Here is a 16,768-nt window from a genome sequence, read left to right on the forward strand (position 1 = left end):
TCAGCGCGGTACGGTCGCAGGTCGGGGAGGTCGAGCGGCGACCAGCACCAGCAGCGGGACGAGCGCGCACAGTGCGGCCGCGACCAGGAAGGTCGTCCCCGACGCCGGATCGCGACCGATCATGAGGATCAGCGCGGGGATGGCAGCGCCGCCGACCGCGCCGCACGCGACGAGTGCTCCGGTCGCGGCCGCGCTGCGGGCCGGGTCGAGGCGGTCCAGCGCGAGGCCGAGGATGAGGCCGTAGCTGGGGGCGAGGAGCACGACGACGGCGGCCAGGGCGACCAGGGCCCAGACGGGGGCGCGGTCGACGAGGAGTCCTGCGGCCGCCATCAGGACGGCGGCGGCGCACGTGGCGGTGGCAAGGATCCGGGTGGGCGGCACGGCGAGGCGGCGCAGCGTCGCGGCGCCGAAACGGCCGAGCGCCATCAGGCTCCAGAACGCCGAGGTGCCCAGGGCGGCCACGCCAGGATCGATCGCCAGGATCCGCCCGGGGATCACCGCCGACCACCCGGACAGCACGGTCTCGACGCCGACGTAGAGCGGCAACGCCACCGCGAACGGGAGAAGCACGAGCAGTCCGCGGGTGTCGCGACGAGAGGGCGCCTCGGTGTACGCCGCCGTGGGCGTCGGGTCGGACGGCGTCGGGTGGGAGAACATCGCGACCGAGAAGACCGCGACGGAGACGAGCGGCACCACGGCCAGGATGCCGAGCGCCGGGCGGACGCCGGAACCGAGGGCGACGACGAGCGGGGTGACCGCAGCGCAGACGGCGACGGTGCCGAGCAGCGCGCTGAGCAGGCCGGTCGCGCTGCCGACGGCGACCGACTTGGCTGCAACGGATCCCGACGCCTCGACGAGTCCGAAGCCGAACCCGGCGACGACCGCCGCCGCGATGAACACCGCGGGCGTCGCGGCGAGTGCCACCCCGACGATGGCCGCCGCCTGGAGCGCGCCGCCGAGGATCAGGGCGATCTGCGGCGGACGGCGCATCAGGAGGGGGCCTGAGGCGATCACCCCGATCAGGAGTCCGGCGAACAGTGCGGGCACGGCCGAGCTGAGATCGGCGTCGATCGAGCGCTCCGCCGCGGGGAGCACGGCCGGCACGAGCGCTGCGGTGACGCCGAGGCCGGCGAACGCGCTGAACAGTCCCGCTCGCGCGCGCCCGGCGTCCGGGATCACGCCCCCGCCGTCCGCTCCCTGTGCACCGCGGCGAACGTGTCGCGCAGCGCCTCCATCGAGCGGTCGTAGTTCGACTGCGCCACGCCGATGAAGATGCAGTCGACCACCATGAGCTGCGCGATCCGGCTGCCGAGCGCACCCGAGCGGAAGCCCGTCTCGCGCGCCGCGGTCGTGAGCACGATGTCGGCCTGGGCGGCCAGCGGCGCTCCCGCATGGTTGGTGATGGCGATCGTCGTCGCCCCGGCGCTGCGCGCGAGCATCAGGAACTCGATCGTGTCGGTGGTCGCCCCGCTGTGAGACACGGCGATCGCGACGTTGCCCGGTCCGAGGGTCGCGGCCGAGGTCCACGCGGCGTGCGGGTCTGACCACTCCAGCGCCGTGCGTCCGATCCGGGTGAGCTTGCGCTGCAGGTCGAGTCCCACGATGGAGCTGGCGCCGACGCCGAAGATGTCGACCCTGGAGGAGGAGGTGATCGCGTCGACCGAGGCGCGCAACGACTCCACGTCGAGCACCTTGGCGGTGTCGGCGAGTGAGAGGGTCTCGGCGAGCGAGACCTTCGCGACGATGTCGGTCAGGGTGTCGTTGCGGTCGATGTCTCCCGAGACGGCGGGGAGCGCCGCGGTGTCGAAGGTCTCCCGCTCGACGTCGCGCAGCACGTGGTTGCGCAGTTCCCGCACATGCTCGTAGCCGAGACGCTTGCAGAAGCGCACGACGGAGGTCGTCGAGGTGTCGCAGCGCTGGGCGAGCTCGGCGATCGAGAGTCCGGCCGTGCCCGCCGGGTCCGTGAGGAACAGGTCGGCGATGCGCTGCTCGCTCGGGCGCAGCTCGGGTCGGATGGCACGCATGCGCACGAGCACGGGATGCGCGCCGGCGTCGTCGCGGGCGGCGTCAGGGGACATGTGTTCTCCGTTCGGTGTTCATAACAGTAGAGGAACTTCCGTTACATCAGAAGCGACCTTCGTGTACTTTTAGTACCAACCCAGACCGAGGATGTTCGTGGGACGTTCGGGCAGCATCGCCGGAACCGACCCAGGGCGACGCGGTCCCCAGCCAGGAGGAATCAGCATGAGCACAGCACGGCGGGCGTCATTCGGCGCTCTCTCCGCCACGGGCGTCGCATTGGCGCTCGTCATCACCGGTTGTTCCGCACCCGCGTCCGACCCGAAGCCCGCCGAGGGCGCCGCAGGCGGCGACCTCGTCATCGGCGTGACCAGCGACCCCGACACCCTGTTCCCGTGGAAGGCGACGCAGTTCCAGGCCGTCAACGTGCTGCAGAACCTGTACGGCACGCTGACCGAGTTCGACGAGGAGCTCAACGTCGTCCCGGGTCTCGCCGAGTCGTGGGATGTCTCCGACGACGGCCTCACCGTCACGCTGCACCTCCGTGAGGGTGTCACCTTCGCCGACGGCAGCACGTTCGGCTCCGAGGACGTCAAGTATTCGCTCGACGCGATCGCCGATGAGGCCACCGCGGCGGTCGCGGCCAGCTCCCTCGCATCGGTCACCGGGGTCGAGGCGACGGACGAGACCACCGTGACCCTCACCCTCAGCGCTCCCGACGCGGCCCTGCCGGCGAACCTCGCCGTGATCAACATGGCGATGCTCTCCTCGGACGACACCGAGGAGGCGCTGAACACCACCCCGAACGGCACCGGTCCGTTCATCCTCGACGACCGCAAGGCCAGCCAGTCGATCACCCTCGCCAAGAACGAGGACTACTGGGGCGACGCTGCCCTGCTCGACACCGTCGAGTTCCGGGTGATCCCCGACGAGTCGTCGATCGTGTCGGCCATGCAGTCCGGCAACGTGCAGTTGGCCGTGTTCGACGACCCGCTGGTCGCGCAGACCGCCGAGGGTGCGAACGTCGAGGTCGCGACCACCCCGCAGCTCAGCTACCACGCGCTGCAGCTGAACGCCACGCGCGGAGACCTGACCGATGTCAACGTCCGCCTCGCGATCCAGTGCGCCATCGACCGCCAGGAGGTGCTCGACACCGCCGCTCTCGGCGAGGGCGAGGTCACCGGACCCATCACCTCCCCGGCGTACAAGTCCGACCCCGACGCGCGCCCCTGCCCCGAGCGCGACCTCGACAAGGCCGCCGACTACCTGAAGAAGGCCGGCAAGGAGGACGGCGTCACGATCAAGACGATCGTGTCGCAGGGCGAGTATGCCACCTCGGTGAACGAGGCCCAGAACCTCAAGGCGCAGCTCGCCGACGCGGGCATCACCCTCGAGCTCGAGGTGCTCGAGTCCGGCGCGTTCGTCGACCGCTGGATCGCCGCCGACTTCGACGCCGCGGTGGCGCTCAACGGCGGTCGGCCCGATCCCGACGGCATGTACGGCCGCTACTTCACCAGCACCGGAAACCTGAACAAGGTCGCCGGCTACTCGTCGCCCGAGCTCGACGCGCTGTTCGCCGAAGGTCGCCAGACGGCTGATCCCGACAAGCGCAAGGACATCTACGCGCAGGTCTCCGAGAACCTCGAGGACAACGCCGCGTGGATCTGGCTGTTCACGAGCTACACGTACACCGCGACGGCGTCGAACGTCGACGGGTTCGTCCCGATGGTGAACGGCTCGCTGCAGTACCTGCGGACCACCTCCATCTCCTAGCGGACCGAGGGGGTGCGGCACCTCGCACCCCCTCGTTCCCCGACGACAGGCACCACACACTCGCATGTTCAGACAGCTCCTCCGCAACAGCGTGCTGCGACGCATTTTCGCAGCCCTCGGCACGCTCCTCGGCGTCGCGATCTTCGTCTTCCTGATGCTGCGCGCCATCCCGGGCGATCAGATCAGCTCGGGTCTCGGCACCGAGGCGGCAGCGCTCACCCCCGCCCAGCGCGCGGCTCTCGAGTCGTACTACGGCCTCGACCAGCCCCTCTTCGTGCAGTTCTTCTCCTGGCTCGGCAACATCTTCACGGGCAACCTCGGCTTCTCCTCCCGCGCGCAGACGAGCGTGCTCGACCTGACGCTCGCCGCGCTCCCCGTCACCTTCGAGCTCGCGATCTTCTCGATCGTGATCGCCCTCGCGATCGGCATCCCCCTCGGCATGCTCTCCGCCTCGAAGCCCGACTCGGTCCGCGACGGCGTCGGACAGGTGGTCGGACTCGCCGGCCTCTCGATCCCCGCGTTCCTCCTGGGCACCGCGCTGCTGGCGGTCCTCGCCTCGTCGTTCGGGTTCAACCCGAACGGTCAGGGCTACGTCACCCTGTTAGAGGACCCGCTGCTGAACCTGCAGCAGATGCTGCTGCCCTCGGTCGTGCTCGGCTTCGGCATCGCCGCGCCCATCATGCGCACGACCCGCACCGCGGTGCTGGAGATCCGCGCCAACGACTTCATCCGCACCGCCAAGGCCAAGGGCGTGCCGCCCCGCCGCCTGCAGGTGCGCCATGTGCTGGGCAATGCGCTGGTGCCGATCGTCACCATGACCGGTCTGCAGTTCGGCTACCTGCTCGGCGGCGCCGTCGTCGTGGAGCAGATCTTCTCGCTGCCCGGCATCGGACGACAGGTCCTGCTGGGAATCCAGCAGAAGGAGTACGCGCTCGTGCAGAGCACCGTCCTCGTGATCGCGCTCGCCTTCGTCATCGTCAATCTGCTCACCGACCTGCTGTACCGGGTCATCGATCCTCGGGTGCGTGCCGCATGACCGACATCTCTCAGACCCCGACCATCGCCCCCGGCGGCGGGCGCACCATGGAGCGCGTGCGCCTCCTGCTGCGCAGCCGCAGCGGCCTCGCCGGCCTCATCATCGTGATCCTGCTCGGGGTGCTCAGCCTCATCTCGGCGTTCGGGCTGCTGCCGTTCGATCCGCTCGCCCAGGACCCGCCGTCACGCCTCCAGCCACCGTCGGGCGTGCACTGGTTCGGCACCGATCAGTTCGGCCGCGACGTCTTCTCGCGCGTGGCCGCCGGTGTCGCGAACTCCGCGCTGATCTCGCTCGTCGCGGTCGCGTTCGCCACCGTGGTCGGCACCGTCTGCGGACTCATCGCCGGCTTCTACCGCGGTATCTCCGACGGGGCGATCACCGCGGTCACGAACGTGCTCTTCGCCTTCCCGCCTCTGCTGCTGGCCCTGTCGCTGGCGTCGGTCTTCGACCGGAACTGGTTCACGATCGCCGTCGCCATCGCGATCGTCTACGTGCCGATCTTCATCCGCGTCACCCGCGGTCCCGTGCTGTCGCTGCGCGAGGTCGAGTACGTCAAGGCCGCCAAGAGCACGGGGCAGAGCCGCATGGCGACCATGTTCCGGCATGTGCTGCCGAACATCACGTCGATCATCATCGTGCAGGTCACGTTGTCGCTGTCGTGGGCCGTGCTCACCGAGGCCTCGCTGAGCTTCCTCGGCCTCGGCACCCCTCCGCCCGCGCCGTCGCTCGGCTCGATGATCTTCGAGGCGCGCACCCTCGTGACGATCGCCCCGTGGACCATGATCGCGCCCGGCGTGGTCGTGGTGCTCCTCGTGGTCGGCCTGAACCTGCTCGGTGACGGCCTGCGCGACAGTCTCGACCCCCGGAACAGAGGAAAGCGATGACCATGGAGGATCTCGGCGGACTCGCCACGGAGTCCAGCGACCCCCGGTATGCCCGTCTCGACCAGATGAGCGTCGCCGAACTCGCGCAGACCATGAACGAGGCGGATGCCACGGTGCCCGCCGCCGTGCAGCGTGCACTGCCGCAGATCGTCCCGGCGATCGAGGCGACCGCCGCTCGGATGGCGCAGGGCGGACGCCTGGTCTACGTCGGTGCCGGAACGCCCGGACGTATCGGCGTGCTCGACGCCTCGGAGTGCCCGCCGACGTTCAGCACTCCGCCGGAGCTGGTGTTCGCGATCATGGCCGGAGGGCCCGGGGCGATCGTGAACCCGGTCGAGGGTGCGGAAGACGATGCGGACGCGGGGGCCCGAGCCATCGATGACGCGGGCATCGGACCGCTCGACACCGTGATCGGGATCGCCTCGAGCGGACGCACACCGTACGTGATCGCGGCCGTGCGCCGTGCGCGCGAGCGCGGGGCGCTCAGCATCGGGCTCTCCTGCAACGTCGGCACCGCGCTCAGCGCGGCCGCGGAGCACGGGATCGAGGTCGAGGTCGGCCCCGAGGTGCTGTCCGGGTCGACGCGCCTCAAGTCCGGCACGGCGCAGAAGCTCGTGCTCAACATGTTCTCGACCATCTCGATGGTGCGAAACGGCAAGGCCTACGGCAACCTGATGGTCGACGTGAAGGCGACGAACCACAAGCTCCGAGAGCGCGCGATCCGCATGGTGCAGACCATCGCGGGTGCCGACCGCGACGCGGCGGTGGCTGCGCTGGAGGCCGCCGCCTACGACGTGAAGCTCGCGTCGATCATGATCCGCCGCGGTGAGGACCTCGCCGCGGCCAGCACTCGACTCGACGCGGCCGGTGGCCGGCTGCGCACCGCTCTGGAGGAGAACTGATGCGCGTCCTCGGGCTGATCTCCGGCACCTCACACGACGGGATCGATGCGGCCGTCGTCGACTTCGCGACGAGCGGGGGCTTCACCGCGCACGGTGTCGACCTGCGCGGCACGGTGCTCGCGGCGACGAGCGTGCCGTACGTTCCCGAGCTGCGGGCTCGGCTGATCGCCGCACTGCCGCCCGCGCAGACGATGTTCGCCGAGGTGGCCGAGCTCGACACCCTCATCGGCCAGGCGTTCGCGGAGGTCGCAGCCGACATCGCGGCGGAGGTCGGCGGTGTCGACGCGGTGTGCTCGCACGGACAGACCGTGTATCACTGGGTCGACGGCGCACATGCGCTCGGCACCCTGCAGATCGGGCAGCCGGCGTGGATCGCCGAGAAGGTCGGCGCGCCCGTGGTGTCCGACATCCGCATCCGCGACATCACCGTGGGTGGGCACGGCGCCCCCCTCGTGTCGTTCCTCGACGAGTTGCTTCTCCGCGGGCGTGCGGGCGTCACGGCGGCGTTGAACCTCGGCGGCATCTCGAACATGACCGTCGTGCGCCAGGACGGCCTCGTCGCGTACGACATCGGCCCCGCGAACGCGCTGGTCGATGCGGTCATCGTCGAGCACGACCTCAACCCGCTCGGCTACGACGACGACGCCGCGATCGCCCGCACCGGCACGGTCGACGAGGCACTGCTCGATGCGCTGCTCGACGACCCGTACTACGCCCTCACCCCGCCCAAGAGCACCGGCAAGGAGCACTTCCACCTCGGCTATGTGCACGAGCACCTCGCCGCACAGGGGCGCGAGATCGCGGTCGCCGATCTCGTGCGCACGCTCACCGAGCTCACGGTGCGCACAGTTGCGCGAGACGTGGAGTCCGCTGGCATCGGATTCCTCGCCGTGTCAGGTGGCGGATGCCGCAACCCGCTGATCCTCGACGGTCTCCGTGCCGCGCTCCCCGCGACAGAGGTCGTGCTGGCCGATGAGCTGGGGGCGCCGGCCGACAGCAAGGAGGCCATCCTCCTGGCGCTGATCGGCTGGTCCACGATGCACGGCGTTCCCGCGATCGTCCCCGGCGGCACCGGAGCGCGCGAGCCGCGCATCCTCGGGACCATCACCCCGGGTGCCGGTCCGCTGCAGATGCCGGAGCCGGTCGCCTCGATCGACTCCCTCGTGCTCACGGAGGCCGCGGCATCGTGAACCTCCAGGTGCGCCGCGCCACCCCGGACGACCTGTCGGGGGTGCTCGAGGTGTTCCTCGCGTGCTGGCGCGAGAGTTACCGCGGTGTGCTGCCGGATGCGGCGGTCGAGGCGATGACGGATGAGCGCGCCGAGACGCTGTGGCGCCGGGTGCTCACCTCTGCCGACGGGGCGGTGCTCGTCGCGGAACGGGACGGCGTCATCCTCGGGCTCACCCGGTACGCAGCGACTCCCGGTGCGGACGGCGGCATCGACGGCGCCGTGCACTCGCTGTACGTCTCGCCACGAGCCCACGGCGGCGGTATCGGCGGCGCGCTGCTGTCGCATGCGACCGAGGCGCTGCGCGAGGCCGGAGCCGATGCCGCGACGCTCTGGGTGTTCGCGGCCAACCTGCCATCGATCGGCTTCTACCAGGCCAAGGGCTGGCAGCCCGACGGGGCGACCAGGACGCAGCCCGAGTTCGGCGAACCCGAGCAGCGCATGCGCAAGGAGTGGGCATGAGCGCCGGGGGGAGCGCCGTCGCGGCCGTCGCCGCCGTCCTGGCGAGCGCCTCCGCGCCCCGGGGCGCCGTCGCGGGAACGGTGACCACGGCCGGACGCGTCCTCGCCGCCGGCGGCTTCGCCGACCTCGCGAGAACGCCGATGACCACCGCGACCGCGTTCGACATCGCTTCGGTGTCGAAGGTCGCGGCGACCACGACCGCGATCCTGCGGCTGGTCAGCCGTGGGGACCTCGACTTCGACGACCCGGTCGAGCGGTTCCTGCCCGGCACGGCGTGCGCACCAGGGACGACCGTGCGTCACCTGCTGCAGCATCGCGCGGGACTCTGGGAATGGCAGCCGCTGTACCTCGACCGCGAGCACCTCGATCCGGCCGACGCGATCGACGCGATCCCGCTGCGCTACGGGCTCGATGAGGGGCGCCACTACTCCGACCTCGGCTTCATGCTCCTCGGCCGCATCGTCGCGGTCGTCACCGGAACACCCCTGGACGCTGCCGTCCGTGAGCTCGTCACGGCACCCCTCGGCCTCGCCCGCACCGGCTACGGTCCCGCCGCTCCGCCCGTGGCATCCTCCGGCATCGGTGATGCGGCCGAGCGTCGGATGGTCGCGACCGGCGAGCCGTACCCGATCCTCACCGCCGACCGCGACTACGCGTGGCGTGAGGGCGAGGTCACCGGAAGCGTGAACGACGGCAACTGCTTCCACGCGCTCGGCGGCGTCTCCGGTCATGCGGGACTCTTCAGCACCGCCGACGACCTGCTCACCCTCGGCGCCGCGCTCGCCGCCCCCGAGACGCACCCGGAGCTGTGGCGCTCGGAGGTCGTGGCGGAGCTGTTCCGCGACGGACCCGACGCGGGGCAGGCCCTCGGGTGGCGCAGCGACAGCGTCGACGTCGCCGGTCGGCAGACCCGGATGCTCTGGCACCCCGGCTACACCGGCTGCGCCCTCGGCATCGTCGAGGGCACCGGTACCGCCGCCGTCCTGTTGACCAACCGCCTCTTCGCGCCCGAACCCGCGCCGACGGAGACGCTGTGGCGCACGGCGCTTCCCGCACTCGTGGGCGACGACCCGACATCCGTCGGCGGCCAGGCACTCCGTGACAACGAAGGAACGAGAACATCATGAGCACCACCGAGCCCGTGCTGAGCATCAACGGCCTCGCCGTCGCCTTCCGGACCGGTTCCGCGCTGGTCACCGCGATCAGCGACATCACCATCGACGTCGCCGCGGGCGAGACCGTGGCGATCGTGGGGGAGTCGGGATCGGGCAAGTCGACCACGGCGGCCGCGGTCAACCGACTGCTGCCGGAGAACGGCGTGATCACCGCCGGCAGCATCCGTTTCGACGGGCGCGAGCTGACCGAGCTCCCGGAGAACGCCATGGTCTCGCTGCGCGGGGCCGGGATCGGCCTCGTGCCGCAGGATCCGATGTCGAACCTCAACCCGCTCATGCGCGTGGGTGAGCAGATCGGCGAGGCGCTCGAGGTGCACGGCCACACCCACGGCGACGCCACGAAAGCCCGGGTCGTCGAGCTGCTGGAGATGGTGGGGATCGCGGATGCCGCGCAGCGCGCGCACCAGTATCCGCACGAGTTCTCCGGCGGCATGCGCCAGCGCGTGCTGATCGCGATGGGTCTCGCCTGCAAACCGCGCCTGCTGATCGCCGATGAGCCCACCTCGGCCCTCGACGTGACGGTGCAGCGGCGCATCCTCGACCAGCTCGACGCGCTCACCGACGACCTCGGCACCGCGGTCTTCCTCATCACGCACGACCTGGCGCTCGCCGCGGAGCGCGCCGACCGCATCGTGGTCATGTTCCGCGGTCGCATCGTCGAGGAGGGCACGTCTGTCGAGGTGCTGGGCGATCCGCAGCACGAGTACACGAAGCAGCTGCTCGCCGCCGCGCCGAGCCTCGCCTCGCGCCGGGACGCCCTGCCGCAGCGCGAGGCCGCGAGCGGCACGCCCTTCGTGGAGATCCGCGACCTGCGCAAGGAGTTCGCCCTCCGTGCGCCCAAGGCGGGGGAGCCCCAGAGCTTCACGGCCGTCGACGGAGTGAGCTTCGAGATCCGCCGCGGGACCACGGTGTCGATCGTGGGCGAGTCGGGTTCGGGGAAGTCCACGACGGCGAACATGGTGCTCGGTCTCGAAGACGCCACCTCGGGGGCGATCCTCTTCGACGGGGTCGACCTGACCACGCTCCGCCGCAAGGAGCTGTTCGCCCTGCGTCGCCGCGTGCAGCCGGTGTTCCAGAACCCGTACGCTTCGCTCGACCCCCGGTACACGGTCGAGCAGTCGATCTCCGAACCTCTGCGCGTGCACCGCATCGGCTCCACGGCGACGCGGCGCTCGCGGGTGCTCGAGCTCCTGGAGCAGGTCGCGCTGCCGGCGGCGATGGCCGAGCGGCTTCCCCATGAGCTGTCGGGCGGGCAGCGCCAGCGCGTGGCGATCGCCCGCGCGCTCGCCCTCGAGCCTGAACTCGTGGTGCTCGACGAGGCGGTGTCCGCGCTCGATGTCCTGGTGCAGGCGCAGATCCTCGACCTGCTCGCCGACCTGCAGCGCCGTCTGGGGCTGAGCTACCTGTTCATCAGCCACGACCTCGCCGTCGTGCGCATGATCTCCGACGAGGTGCACGTGATGCAGCGCGGCGTCGTGGTCGAGAGCGGCACGCCGGAGCGCATCTTCGACGCGCCGCAGCACCCGTACACGCGCGAGCTGCTCGCCGCGATCCCCGGGGCGTCGCTCGCGGGCTGACCGGGAGGGGTGTTCATCCGTCGGGAGGATGTGCGGATCGGCGCGGAATCCGCCCGATTCGCCCGACATGCGCGCGAACGCCCGACATCCGTGCAGCGCCGGGCTCAGCGCTTGCGGTCGTCGTCGTCCCAGGGGCCTTCCCACCAGCCCGCACGCCCGTCGCCCGCACCCTCGTCCGGTCCGCGGCGACGGCGGGAGCGCACCAGCTGCACGATGAACACCGTCAGCGTGCTGAGCAGGATCAGGAACATCACCAGGAACAGCAGGTCGCTCTGGCTCATGGGCGCTTCCCTTCCGCGGCATCCGCCACGATCTTGGCGATGCGGGCGGCTCTGGTCTCTGCCCGCTTGGCCATCGCGATCTGGGTGAGTCCGAACTTCTTGACCGACTTCGGGAAAGCGTCCCAGTTCTCACGTGCGGCGGGCACGGCATCGAGGGCGGTCGTCAGCTCCTCCGGCTCGATGCCGGCCTCCGGCCCGTCGAGCACGGTCCACGACCCGTTCGCCTTCGCGACCTCGAGTGCCCGGATGCCGGCGGGAGCCAGCGATCCTTCCGCCTCGAGCTCCGCGATACGCGCCTTGTTCGTCGCGGCCCAACCGCTGCCCGGTCGGCGCGGGGAGAACCACTGCCCGTTCGCGCGCTCGTCCGTCCCGTCGCCGAACACGCGCACCGGGCCGTCGATCCATCCGAAGCACAGCGCCTGCCGCACGGCATCCTCGTAGCCGACCCCGTGCGATGAGCCGCGCACGCTCAGCAGCCAGACACCCGCGGCCCGTTCGTGATTCGCCTCGAGCCACGCGCGCCAGGCCGCGGCATCCGCCGCCCTGACCCGTTCACCGTCGTCGAGCGCGCCCACCGGCTACTTCTTCGTCTTCACCGTCGGGATCGTCTCGGTGATCCGCGGCAGCAGGTCGGCCACCGACTGGACGATCTCGTCGGGGCGGAACGGATACTTCTCGATCTCGGCCTGGTCGCTGATCCCCGTGAGCACCAGCACGGTGTGCAGGCCCGCCTCGATGCCGGCCACGACGTCGGTGTCCATGCGGTCGCCGATCATGCCGGTGCGCTTCGAGTGCGCGCCGATCTTGTTCAACGCCGAACGGAACATCATCGGGTTCGGCTTGCCCACCACGTAGGGCTCCTTGCCCGTGGCCTTCGTGATGAGGGCGGCGATCGCGCCAGTCGCCGGCAGCGGCCCGTCGGTGCTCGGGCCCGTGGCGTCCGGGTTCGTGACGATGAAGCGCGCCCCGCCGATGATGAGGCGGATGGCCTTGGTGATCGCCTCGAACGAGTAGTTGCGCGTCTCGCCGACGACCACGAAGTCGGGGTTCGTCTCCGTCATGATGAAGCCGGCATCGTGTAGAGCGGTGAGGATGCCGGCCTCGCCGATCACGAAGGCCGAGCCACCGGGCAACTGCTGCTTCAGGAAGTCGGCCGTCGCGAGAGCCGAAGTCCAGATGCGCTCCTCCGGCACGTGCAGTCCGCTGATGCGGAGGCGTGCCGACAGGTCGCGCGCGGTGAAGATCGAGTTGTTCGTGAGCACCAGGTACGGGATGCCGGCGCTCTCCCACCCGGCGAGCAGCTCGGACGCTCCGGGGATGGCGTCGTTCTCATGGACGAGCACGCCGTCCATGTCGGTGAGCCAGCATTCGATGTCGTCTCGTTGTGCCATGTGCACAGCCTAGAGGCCGAGGGTGACGCGCACCTGACCGTGTCGCGCCCGACCGTGGTGCGCTCGTCAGGCGCTGAGCCAGACGACCTGAGCCGCGCCATCCGGCAGTGCCGTCGCGACACCGCCGACCTCGACGCCGGATGTCATCACGGTCACGGTCGACGAGACCGCGAGGCCGAGGGCGTCGAGCGCCCGCAGCAGTTCGGGGTCGCGGTCGTCCACGCGCAGCACATGGCCGGTGTGCCCGACCGGGGCATCGGCGAGCAGGACGAAGGGTTCGCGTTCGATGCGGCCGTCGGCGTCGGGGATCGCATCGCCGTGCGGGTCGAAGCGGGGGCGCCCGAGTCGGACGTCGATGCCCTCGAGCAGGCGGTCGCTGATGGTGTGCTCGAGCACCTCGGCCTCGTCGTGCACCTCGTCCCACCCGTAGTCGAACTCCTGCACCAGCCAGGTCTCGATCAGGCGATGCCGACGCACCATCGCGAGTGCGCGAGCCGTGCCGGCATCCGTCAACCGAACCGCGCCATAGGGCACGTGTGAGACGAGGCCGGCGGCGGCGAGCTTCTTCACCATCTCGGTCACAGACGACGGAGCGATCCCGAGCTTGGCGGCGAGCACGGAGGGGGTGATCGGCGCGTCCTGCCACTCGGTGTGCGCGTAGACGGTCTTCAGGTAGTCGTCAGCTGCCGGGGATGCCACCTGCCCAGCCTACGTGGTGCGCTCGCCGGCCCACGCGGTGAGGCCCGGAGGTGCGGCTCAGTTCGTCGCGGCGGCGAGCATGCCGTATGCAGCCTGACCCGCGAAGAACAGGACGAGGAAGCCGAGGAGGGCGGCGGCCAGCGAGAGTCGGCCGTCGAACCCCTCGACTTCGGCGATGCCGACCTTGCGGGCGCGGAAGGCCAGCACGAGGGTGGCGACGCCCAGTGCGAGCTGCACCCACGGGCTGCCGGCGCCGATGACCTTCGGGAACGCGACGAGAAGGCCGCCGATCACGCCGGTCGCGAAGCTGATCCAGGTGAGGATGCGGACGTTGCGTCGGGCGCTCTCGGCAGACATGTGTCGAGCCTATCCGGGCTCAGGCTCCGGTCAGCACCAGCCAGAGCAGTGCACCGTTGAGCGCGATCAGGAGCACGGAAGCGAGCACCCCGGCTGCGGTGGTCCCTCGGCGGTTGACCCAGGGGCCGAGGGTCCGGCGCTGGGCGGTGAGCACGACCAGGGGGATCAGCGCGAAGGGGATGCCGAACGACAGCACGACCTGGCTGAGCACCAGCGCGAGCGTCGGATCGAACCCGATGCCGAGGATGACGAGCGCGGGGATCAGGGTGACCAGCCGTCGGGCGAGCAGCGGGATCCGTACGTGCAGGAGCCCATGCATGATCTCGGCGCCGGCGTAAGCGCCGACCGACGTCGACGCGAGGCCGGAGGCGAGCAGCCCGACGGCGAAGAACGTCGCGACGACGGGCCCGAGCCCTGCGGCGAGCGCGGCGTGCGCGCCCTCGAGCGAGTCGGTGCCCTCGACGCCGGCGAGGTTGGCGGCGGCGAGCAGGAGGATGCAGAGGTTGACGCTGCCGGCGATCACCATCGCGATCGACACGTCCCACCGGGTGGCGGTGAGCAGGCGGCGGATTCGGGAGGTGTCGGTGCGTGCCGCCTCGTCGCCGACATGAGCGGTCGTGGCGCCGAACCGATCGCGAGCGAGTGAGGAGTGCGCGTAGATCGCATGCGGCATGATCGTCGCGCCGAGGATGGAGGCGGCCAGCAGGACCGAACCGGTGTCTTCGAAGCGCGGCACCATCCCGCCGAGCACTCCTGCCGGGTCGGGCGGCGCCACGAACACTCCGGCGACGAAGCCGATCGTGATGACGGCCATCAAACCGATGATCACGAACTCGAACGGACGCGCTCCTCGGCGGCTCTGCACCGCGAGCAGGACCATCGAGACCGCGCCCGTGATCAGACCGCCCAGGAGCAGGGGAACGTCGAAGAGCAGGTTCAGGGCCACCGCGCCGCCGATGACCTCAGCCAGATCGGTGGCCATGGCGACGAGCTCGGCCTGCAGCCAGTACGCCCGGCGGGCCCACGGCCGGGTCAGTCGCGTGCCCAGCACCTCGGGGAGGCTCTGGCCGGTGACGACGCCGAGCTTCGCGGAGAGGTACTGGATCAGCCAGGCCATCACGTTGCCCGCGAGGACCACCCACACCAGCAGGTACCCGTACTGCGCGCCCGCGGTCATGTTGCTGGCGACGTTGCCGGGATCGAGGTAGGCGACACCGGCGACGAGCGCCGGTCCGAGCAGCCACAGGCTGCGGGGTGCACCGGCAGGGCGGGCAGACCGGGCCGTCAGCGGGAGCGCGGTATTTTTAGGCACACCGAAACCCTAGCGCATTTTTCGGTACACCTAAATATCTTCGCGATGCCTCGCCCCGGGTGCGGCCCGGCGGGAGTCGCGGCGATAGCCTGGCGGGATGGATGACGCCGCACCGCAGAGCCCGAACCCTCCGGCGCGGGTGGAGCCGGCCGTCGGATCCACCGCCCAGCCCGGCTACGGAGTGGGGCCATGGCCCGGAGGCGCGGAGGCATGGCCCGAGGGGGAGCAGTACGACCCGGAGCTCCTCGCGGCCGGTGACACCCGCAACGTGATCGACCGCTACCGCTACTGGCGGATGGAGGCGATCGTGGCCGACCTCGACACGCAGCGGCATCCGTTCCACGTCGCGATCGAGAACTGGCAGCACGACATGAACATCGGGTCGATCGTGCGCAGCGCCAACGCGTTCCTCGCCGACACCGTCCACATCATCGGCCGTCGCCGCTGGAACAAGCGCGGGGCCATGGTCACCGATCGCTACCAGCACGTCGTGCACCATGACGACGTCGAGACCTTCGCCGCATGGGCCGCCGCTGAGGGCCTTCCGATCATCGCGGTCGACAACGTCGATGGCGCCGTACCGGTCGACAGGGCCGATCTTCCGCAGCGGTGCGTGCTGCTGTTCGGCCAGGAGGGGCCTGGACTCTCGGCGGAGGCGCTCGCCGCGGCATCCGCTCACATCGAGATCACCCAGTACGGGTCGACGCGCTCGATCAACGCGAGTGCCGCCGCCGCCGTGATCATGTACGAGTGGTGTCGACGGTACGCCGGCTGAGTGACGGACCCCTCGACAGCCACGAATCCTCGGCGTAGCGTGAGTGCCGATCGAGGAGGCCGACATGGCAGGCGTCACACCCATCCGTCCCTATCTCTGGTTCGTCGACAGTGCGCAGGAGGCGATGGAGTACTACGTCTCGGTGTTCCCGAACTCGTCGATCGACCAGGTGACCCGCTACCCGGACGAGAATCTCAGCGAGCACTTCGAGGGGATGTCGGGAAAGGTCCTCAACGGCGAGTTCACCTTGAACGGCACTCGGTTCGGCTGCATCGACGGCGGCCCGGTGTTCACGTTCAACGAGGCGGTGTCGTTCATGATCGAGTGCGCCGACCAGGACGAGATCGACCACTATTGGAATGCGCTGTCGGCGGTCCCGGAAGCCGAGGCGTGCGGCTGGTGCAAGGATCGCTTCGGCGTCAGTTGGCAGGTCGTCCCCGCCGGACTCGACCTCCTGCAGCAGCGGCCCGAGCAGATCCAGGCGCTCATGCACATGAAGAAGATCGTGATCGCGGAACTCGAGATCGCCTGAGCTGAGCCGCGGAGGGCGCCGCGGCGATCAGCCGCGGTCGATACCGAAGATGTGGCGGTAGATCGCGCTGACATCGCGATCGAGATGATCGATGCGTGCATCGCCCGGATCTCGGTGCGCACGCCGGCGAACTCGCTCCCGGACTCCGTGCGCACGCTCGCGAACTCATTGCGCATCTCGATGCGCACCCCCTCGAATCCGTTCTGCATCGTGCGCAGGAACATCGTCGACATGAGTGTGAGTGTGCCGAACATCCCTGCGGCGAAGACGCCGATCAGTGTCCAGACCTGTGGTTCCGTCATCCCGAGCATCCCTTCAGCATTCCCCGATCATCGGCGGGAAGCCAGGGGTCGGCGACGTAGTAT

Annotated in this window: 18 protein-coding genes; 10 read left to right on the forward strand and 8 right to left on the reverse strand. The window is 70.1% G+C overall.

Going from position 1 to position 16,768, the window contains the following annotated elements; genetic code table 11:
• Positions 1–1,179, reverse strand: a complete 1,179-nt coding sequence (locus AB0E56_RS04625) for an MFS transporter (RefSeq protein ID WP_359797010.1) — start codon at positions 1,177–1,179, stop codon at positions 1–3.
• Entirely contained in the window at positions 1,176–2,078 is a 903-nt protein-coding gene (locus AB0E56_RS04630) for a MurR/RpiR family transcriptional regulator (RefSeq protein WP_359797011.1), read from the reverse strand. Before AB0E56_RS04630 ends, AB0E56_RS04625 begins: the two co-directional genes overlap by 4 nt.
• Before the next feature lie 166 nt (positions 2,079–2,244).
• Here AB0E56_RS04630 and AB0E56_RS04635 point away from each other — a divergent pair, with 166 nt between their 5' ends.
• The 8 genes from AB0E56_RS04635 (at position 2,245) to AB0E56_RS04670 (ending at position 11,056) form a co-directional block, all read left to right on the forward strand.
• Positions 2,245–3,792 carry an ABC transporter substrate-binding protein gene (locus AB0E56_RS04635; protein WP_359797012.1) on the forward strand — a complete coding sequence of 516 codons (1,548 nt, stop codon included), beginning with the start codon at positions 2,245–2,247 and terminating at the stop codon, positions 3,790–3,792.
• 64 nt (positions 3,793–3,856) lie between these two features.
• Complete coding sequence (locus tag AB0E56_RS04640) at positions 3,857–4,828, forward strand: ABC transporter permease (protein ID WP_359797013.1); 972 nt, start codon at positions 3,857–3,859, stop codon at positions 4,826–4,828.
• Positions 4,825–5,712 (forward strand): ABC transporter permease, encoded by an 888-nt coding sequence (locus AB0E56_RS04645; RefSeq protein ID WP_359797015.1) that lies wholly within the window; start codon positions 4,825–4,827, stop codon positions 5,710–5,712. Before AB0E56_RS04640 ends, AB0E56_RS04645 begins: the two co-directional genes overlap by 4 nt.
• A complete protein-coding gene (murQ, locus tag AB0E56_RS04650) occupies positions 5,709–6,614 on the forward strand; it encodes an N-acetylmuramic acid 6-phosphate etherase (RefSeq protein ID WP_359797017.1) in 906 nt (301 codons plus the stop codon). The genes AB0E56_RS04645 and murQ overlap by 4 nt, the downstream gene beginning before the upstream one ends.
• The gene (locus tag AB0E56_RS04655; RefSeq protein ID WP_359797018.1) at positions 6,614–7,804 is read left to right on the forward strand and encodes an anhydro-N-acetylmuramic acid kinase; all 1,191 of its coding nucleotides are present in this window, start codon (positions 6,614–6,616) and stop codon (positions 7,802–7,804) included. Before murQ ends, AB0E56_RS04655 begins: the two co-directional genes overlap by 1 nt.
• Entirely contained in the window at positions 7,801–8,304 is a 504-nt protein-coding gene (locus AB0E56_RS04660) for a GNAT family N-acetyltransferase (RefSeq protein WP_359797020.1), read from the forward strand. Before AB0E56_RS04655 ends, AB0E56_RS04660 begins: the two co-directional genes overlap by 4 nt.
• A complete protein-coding gene (locus tag AB0E56_RS04665; RefSeq protein WP_359797021.1) occupies positions 8,301–9,431 on the forward strand; it encodes a serine hydrolase domain-containing protein in 1,131 nt (376 codons plus the stop codon). Before AB0E56_RS04660 ends, AB0E56_RS04665 begins: the two co-directional genes overlap by 4 nt.
• Positions 9,428–11,056 carry an ABC transporter ATP-binding protein gene (locus AB0E56_RS04670; protein ID WP_359797022.1) on the forward strand — a complete coding sequence of 543 codons (1,629 nt, stop codon included), beginning with the start codon at positions 9,428–9,430 and terminating at the stop codon, positions 11,054–11,056. The genes AB0E56_RS04665 and AB0E56_RS04670 overlap by 4 nt, the downstream gene beginning before the upstream one ends.
• 104 nt (positions 11,057–11,160) lie before the next feature.
• Here AB0E56_RS04670 and AB0E56_RS04675 read toward each other — a convergent pair whose 3' ends face one another.
• From AB0E56_RS04675 to AB0E56_RS04700, 6 genes are all read right to left on the reverse strand, one after another.
• A complete protein-coding gene (locus tag AB0E56_RS04675; protein WP_359797023.1) occupies positions 11,161–11,337 on the reverse strand; it encodes a hypothetical protein in 177 nt (58 codons plus the stop codon).
• The gene (locus tag AB0E56_RS04680; protein ID WP_359797024.1) at positions 11,334–11,912 is read right to left on the reverse strand and encodes a YdeI/OmpD-associated family protein; all 579 of its coding nucleotides are present in this window, start codon (positions 11,910–11,912) and stop codon (positions 11,334–11,336) included. The genes AB0E56_RS04675 and AB0E56_RS04680 overlap by 4 nt, the downstream gene beginning before the upstream one ends.
• Positions 11,913–11,915: 3 nt before the next feature.
• Positions 11,916–12,728, reverse strand: a complete 813-nt coding sequence (locus AB0E56_RS04685) for an HAD-IIA family hydrolase (protein ID WP_359797025.1) — start codon at positions 12,726–12,728, stop codon at positions 11,916–11,918.
• Between the two features lie 66 nt (positions 12,729–12,794).
• Positions 12,795–13,427, reverse strand: a complete 633-nt coding sequence (locus AB0E56_RS04690; RefSeq protein WP_359797026.1) for a metal-dependent transcriptional regulator — start codon at positions 13,425–13,427, stop codon at positions 12,795–12,797.
• A 57-nt stretch (positions 13,428–13,484) separates the two neighbouring features.
• Positions 13,485–13,784, reverse strand: a complete 300-nt coding sequence (locus AB0E56_RS04695) for a hypothetical protein (protein ID WP_359797027.1) — start codon at positions 13,782–13,784, stop codon at positions 13,485–13,487.
• A 19-nt stretch (positions 13,785–13,803) separates the two neighbouring features.
• Positions 13,804–15,072, reverse strand: a complete 1,269-nt coding sequence (locus AB0E56_RS04700) for an Nramp family divalent metal transporter (protein ID WP_359798260.1) — start codon at positions 15,070–15,072, stop codon at positions 13,804–13,806.
• A 121-nt stretch (positions 15,073–15,193) separates the two neighbouring features.
• Here AB0E56_RS04700 and AB0E56_RS04705 point away from each other — a divergent pair, with 121 nt between their 5' ends.
• Complete coding sequence (locus AB0E56_RS04705) at positions 15,194–15,871, forward strand: TrmH family RNA methyltransferase (RefSeq protein ID WP_359797029.1); 678 nt, start codon at positions 15,194–15,196, stop codon at positions 15,869–15,871.
• A gap of 64 nt (positions 15,872–15,935) precedes the next feature.
• Positions 15,936–16,403 (forward strand): VOC family protein, encoded by a 468-nt coding sequence (locus AB0E56_RS04710; RefSeq protein ID WP_359797031.1) that lies wholly within the window; start codon positions 15,936–15,938, stop codon positions 16,401–16,403.
• Positions 16,404–16,768: the final 365 nt, after the last annotated feature.

It is taken from the genome of Microbacterium sp. NPDC028030 (genome assembly GCF_040637855.1).
Taxonomy (GTDB): domain Bacteria; phylum Actinomycetota; class Actinomycetes; order Actinomycetales; family Microbacteriaceae; genus Microbacterium.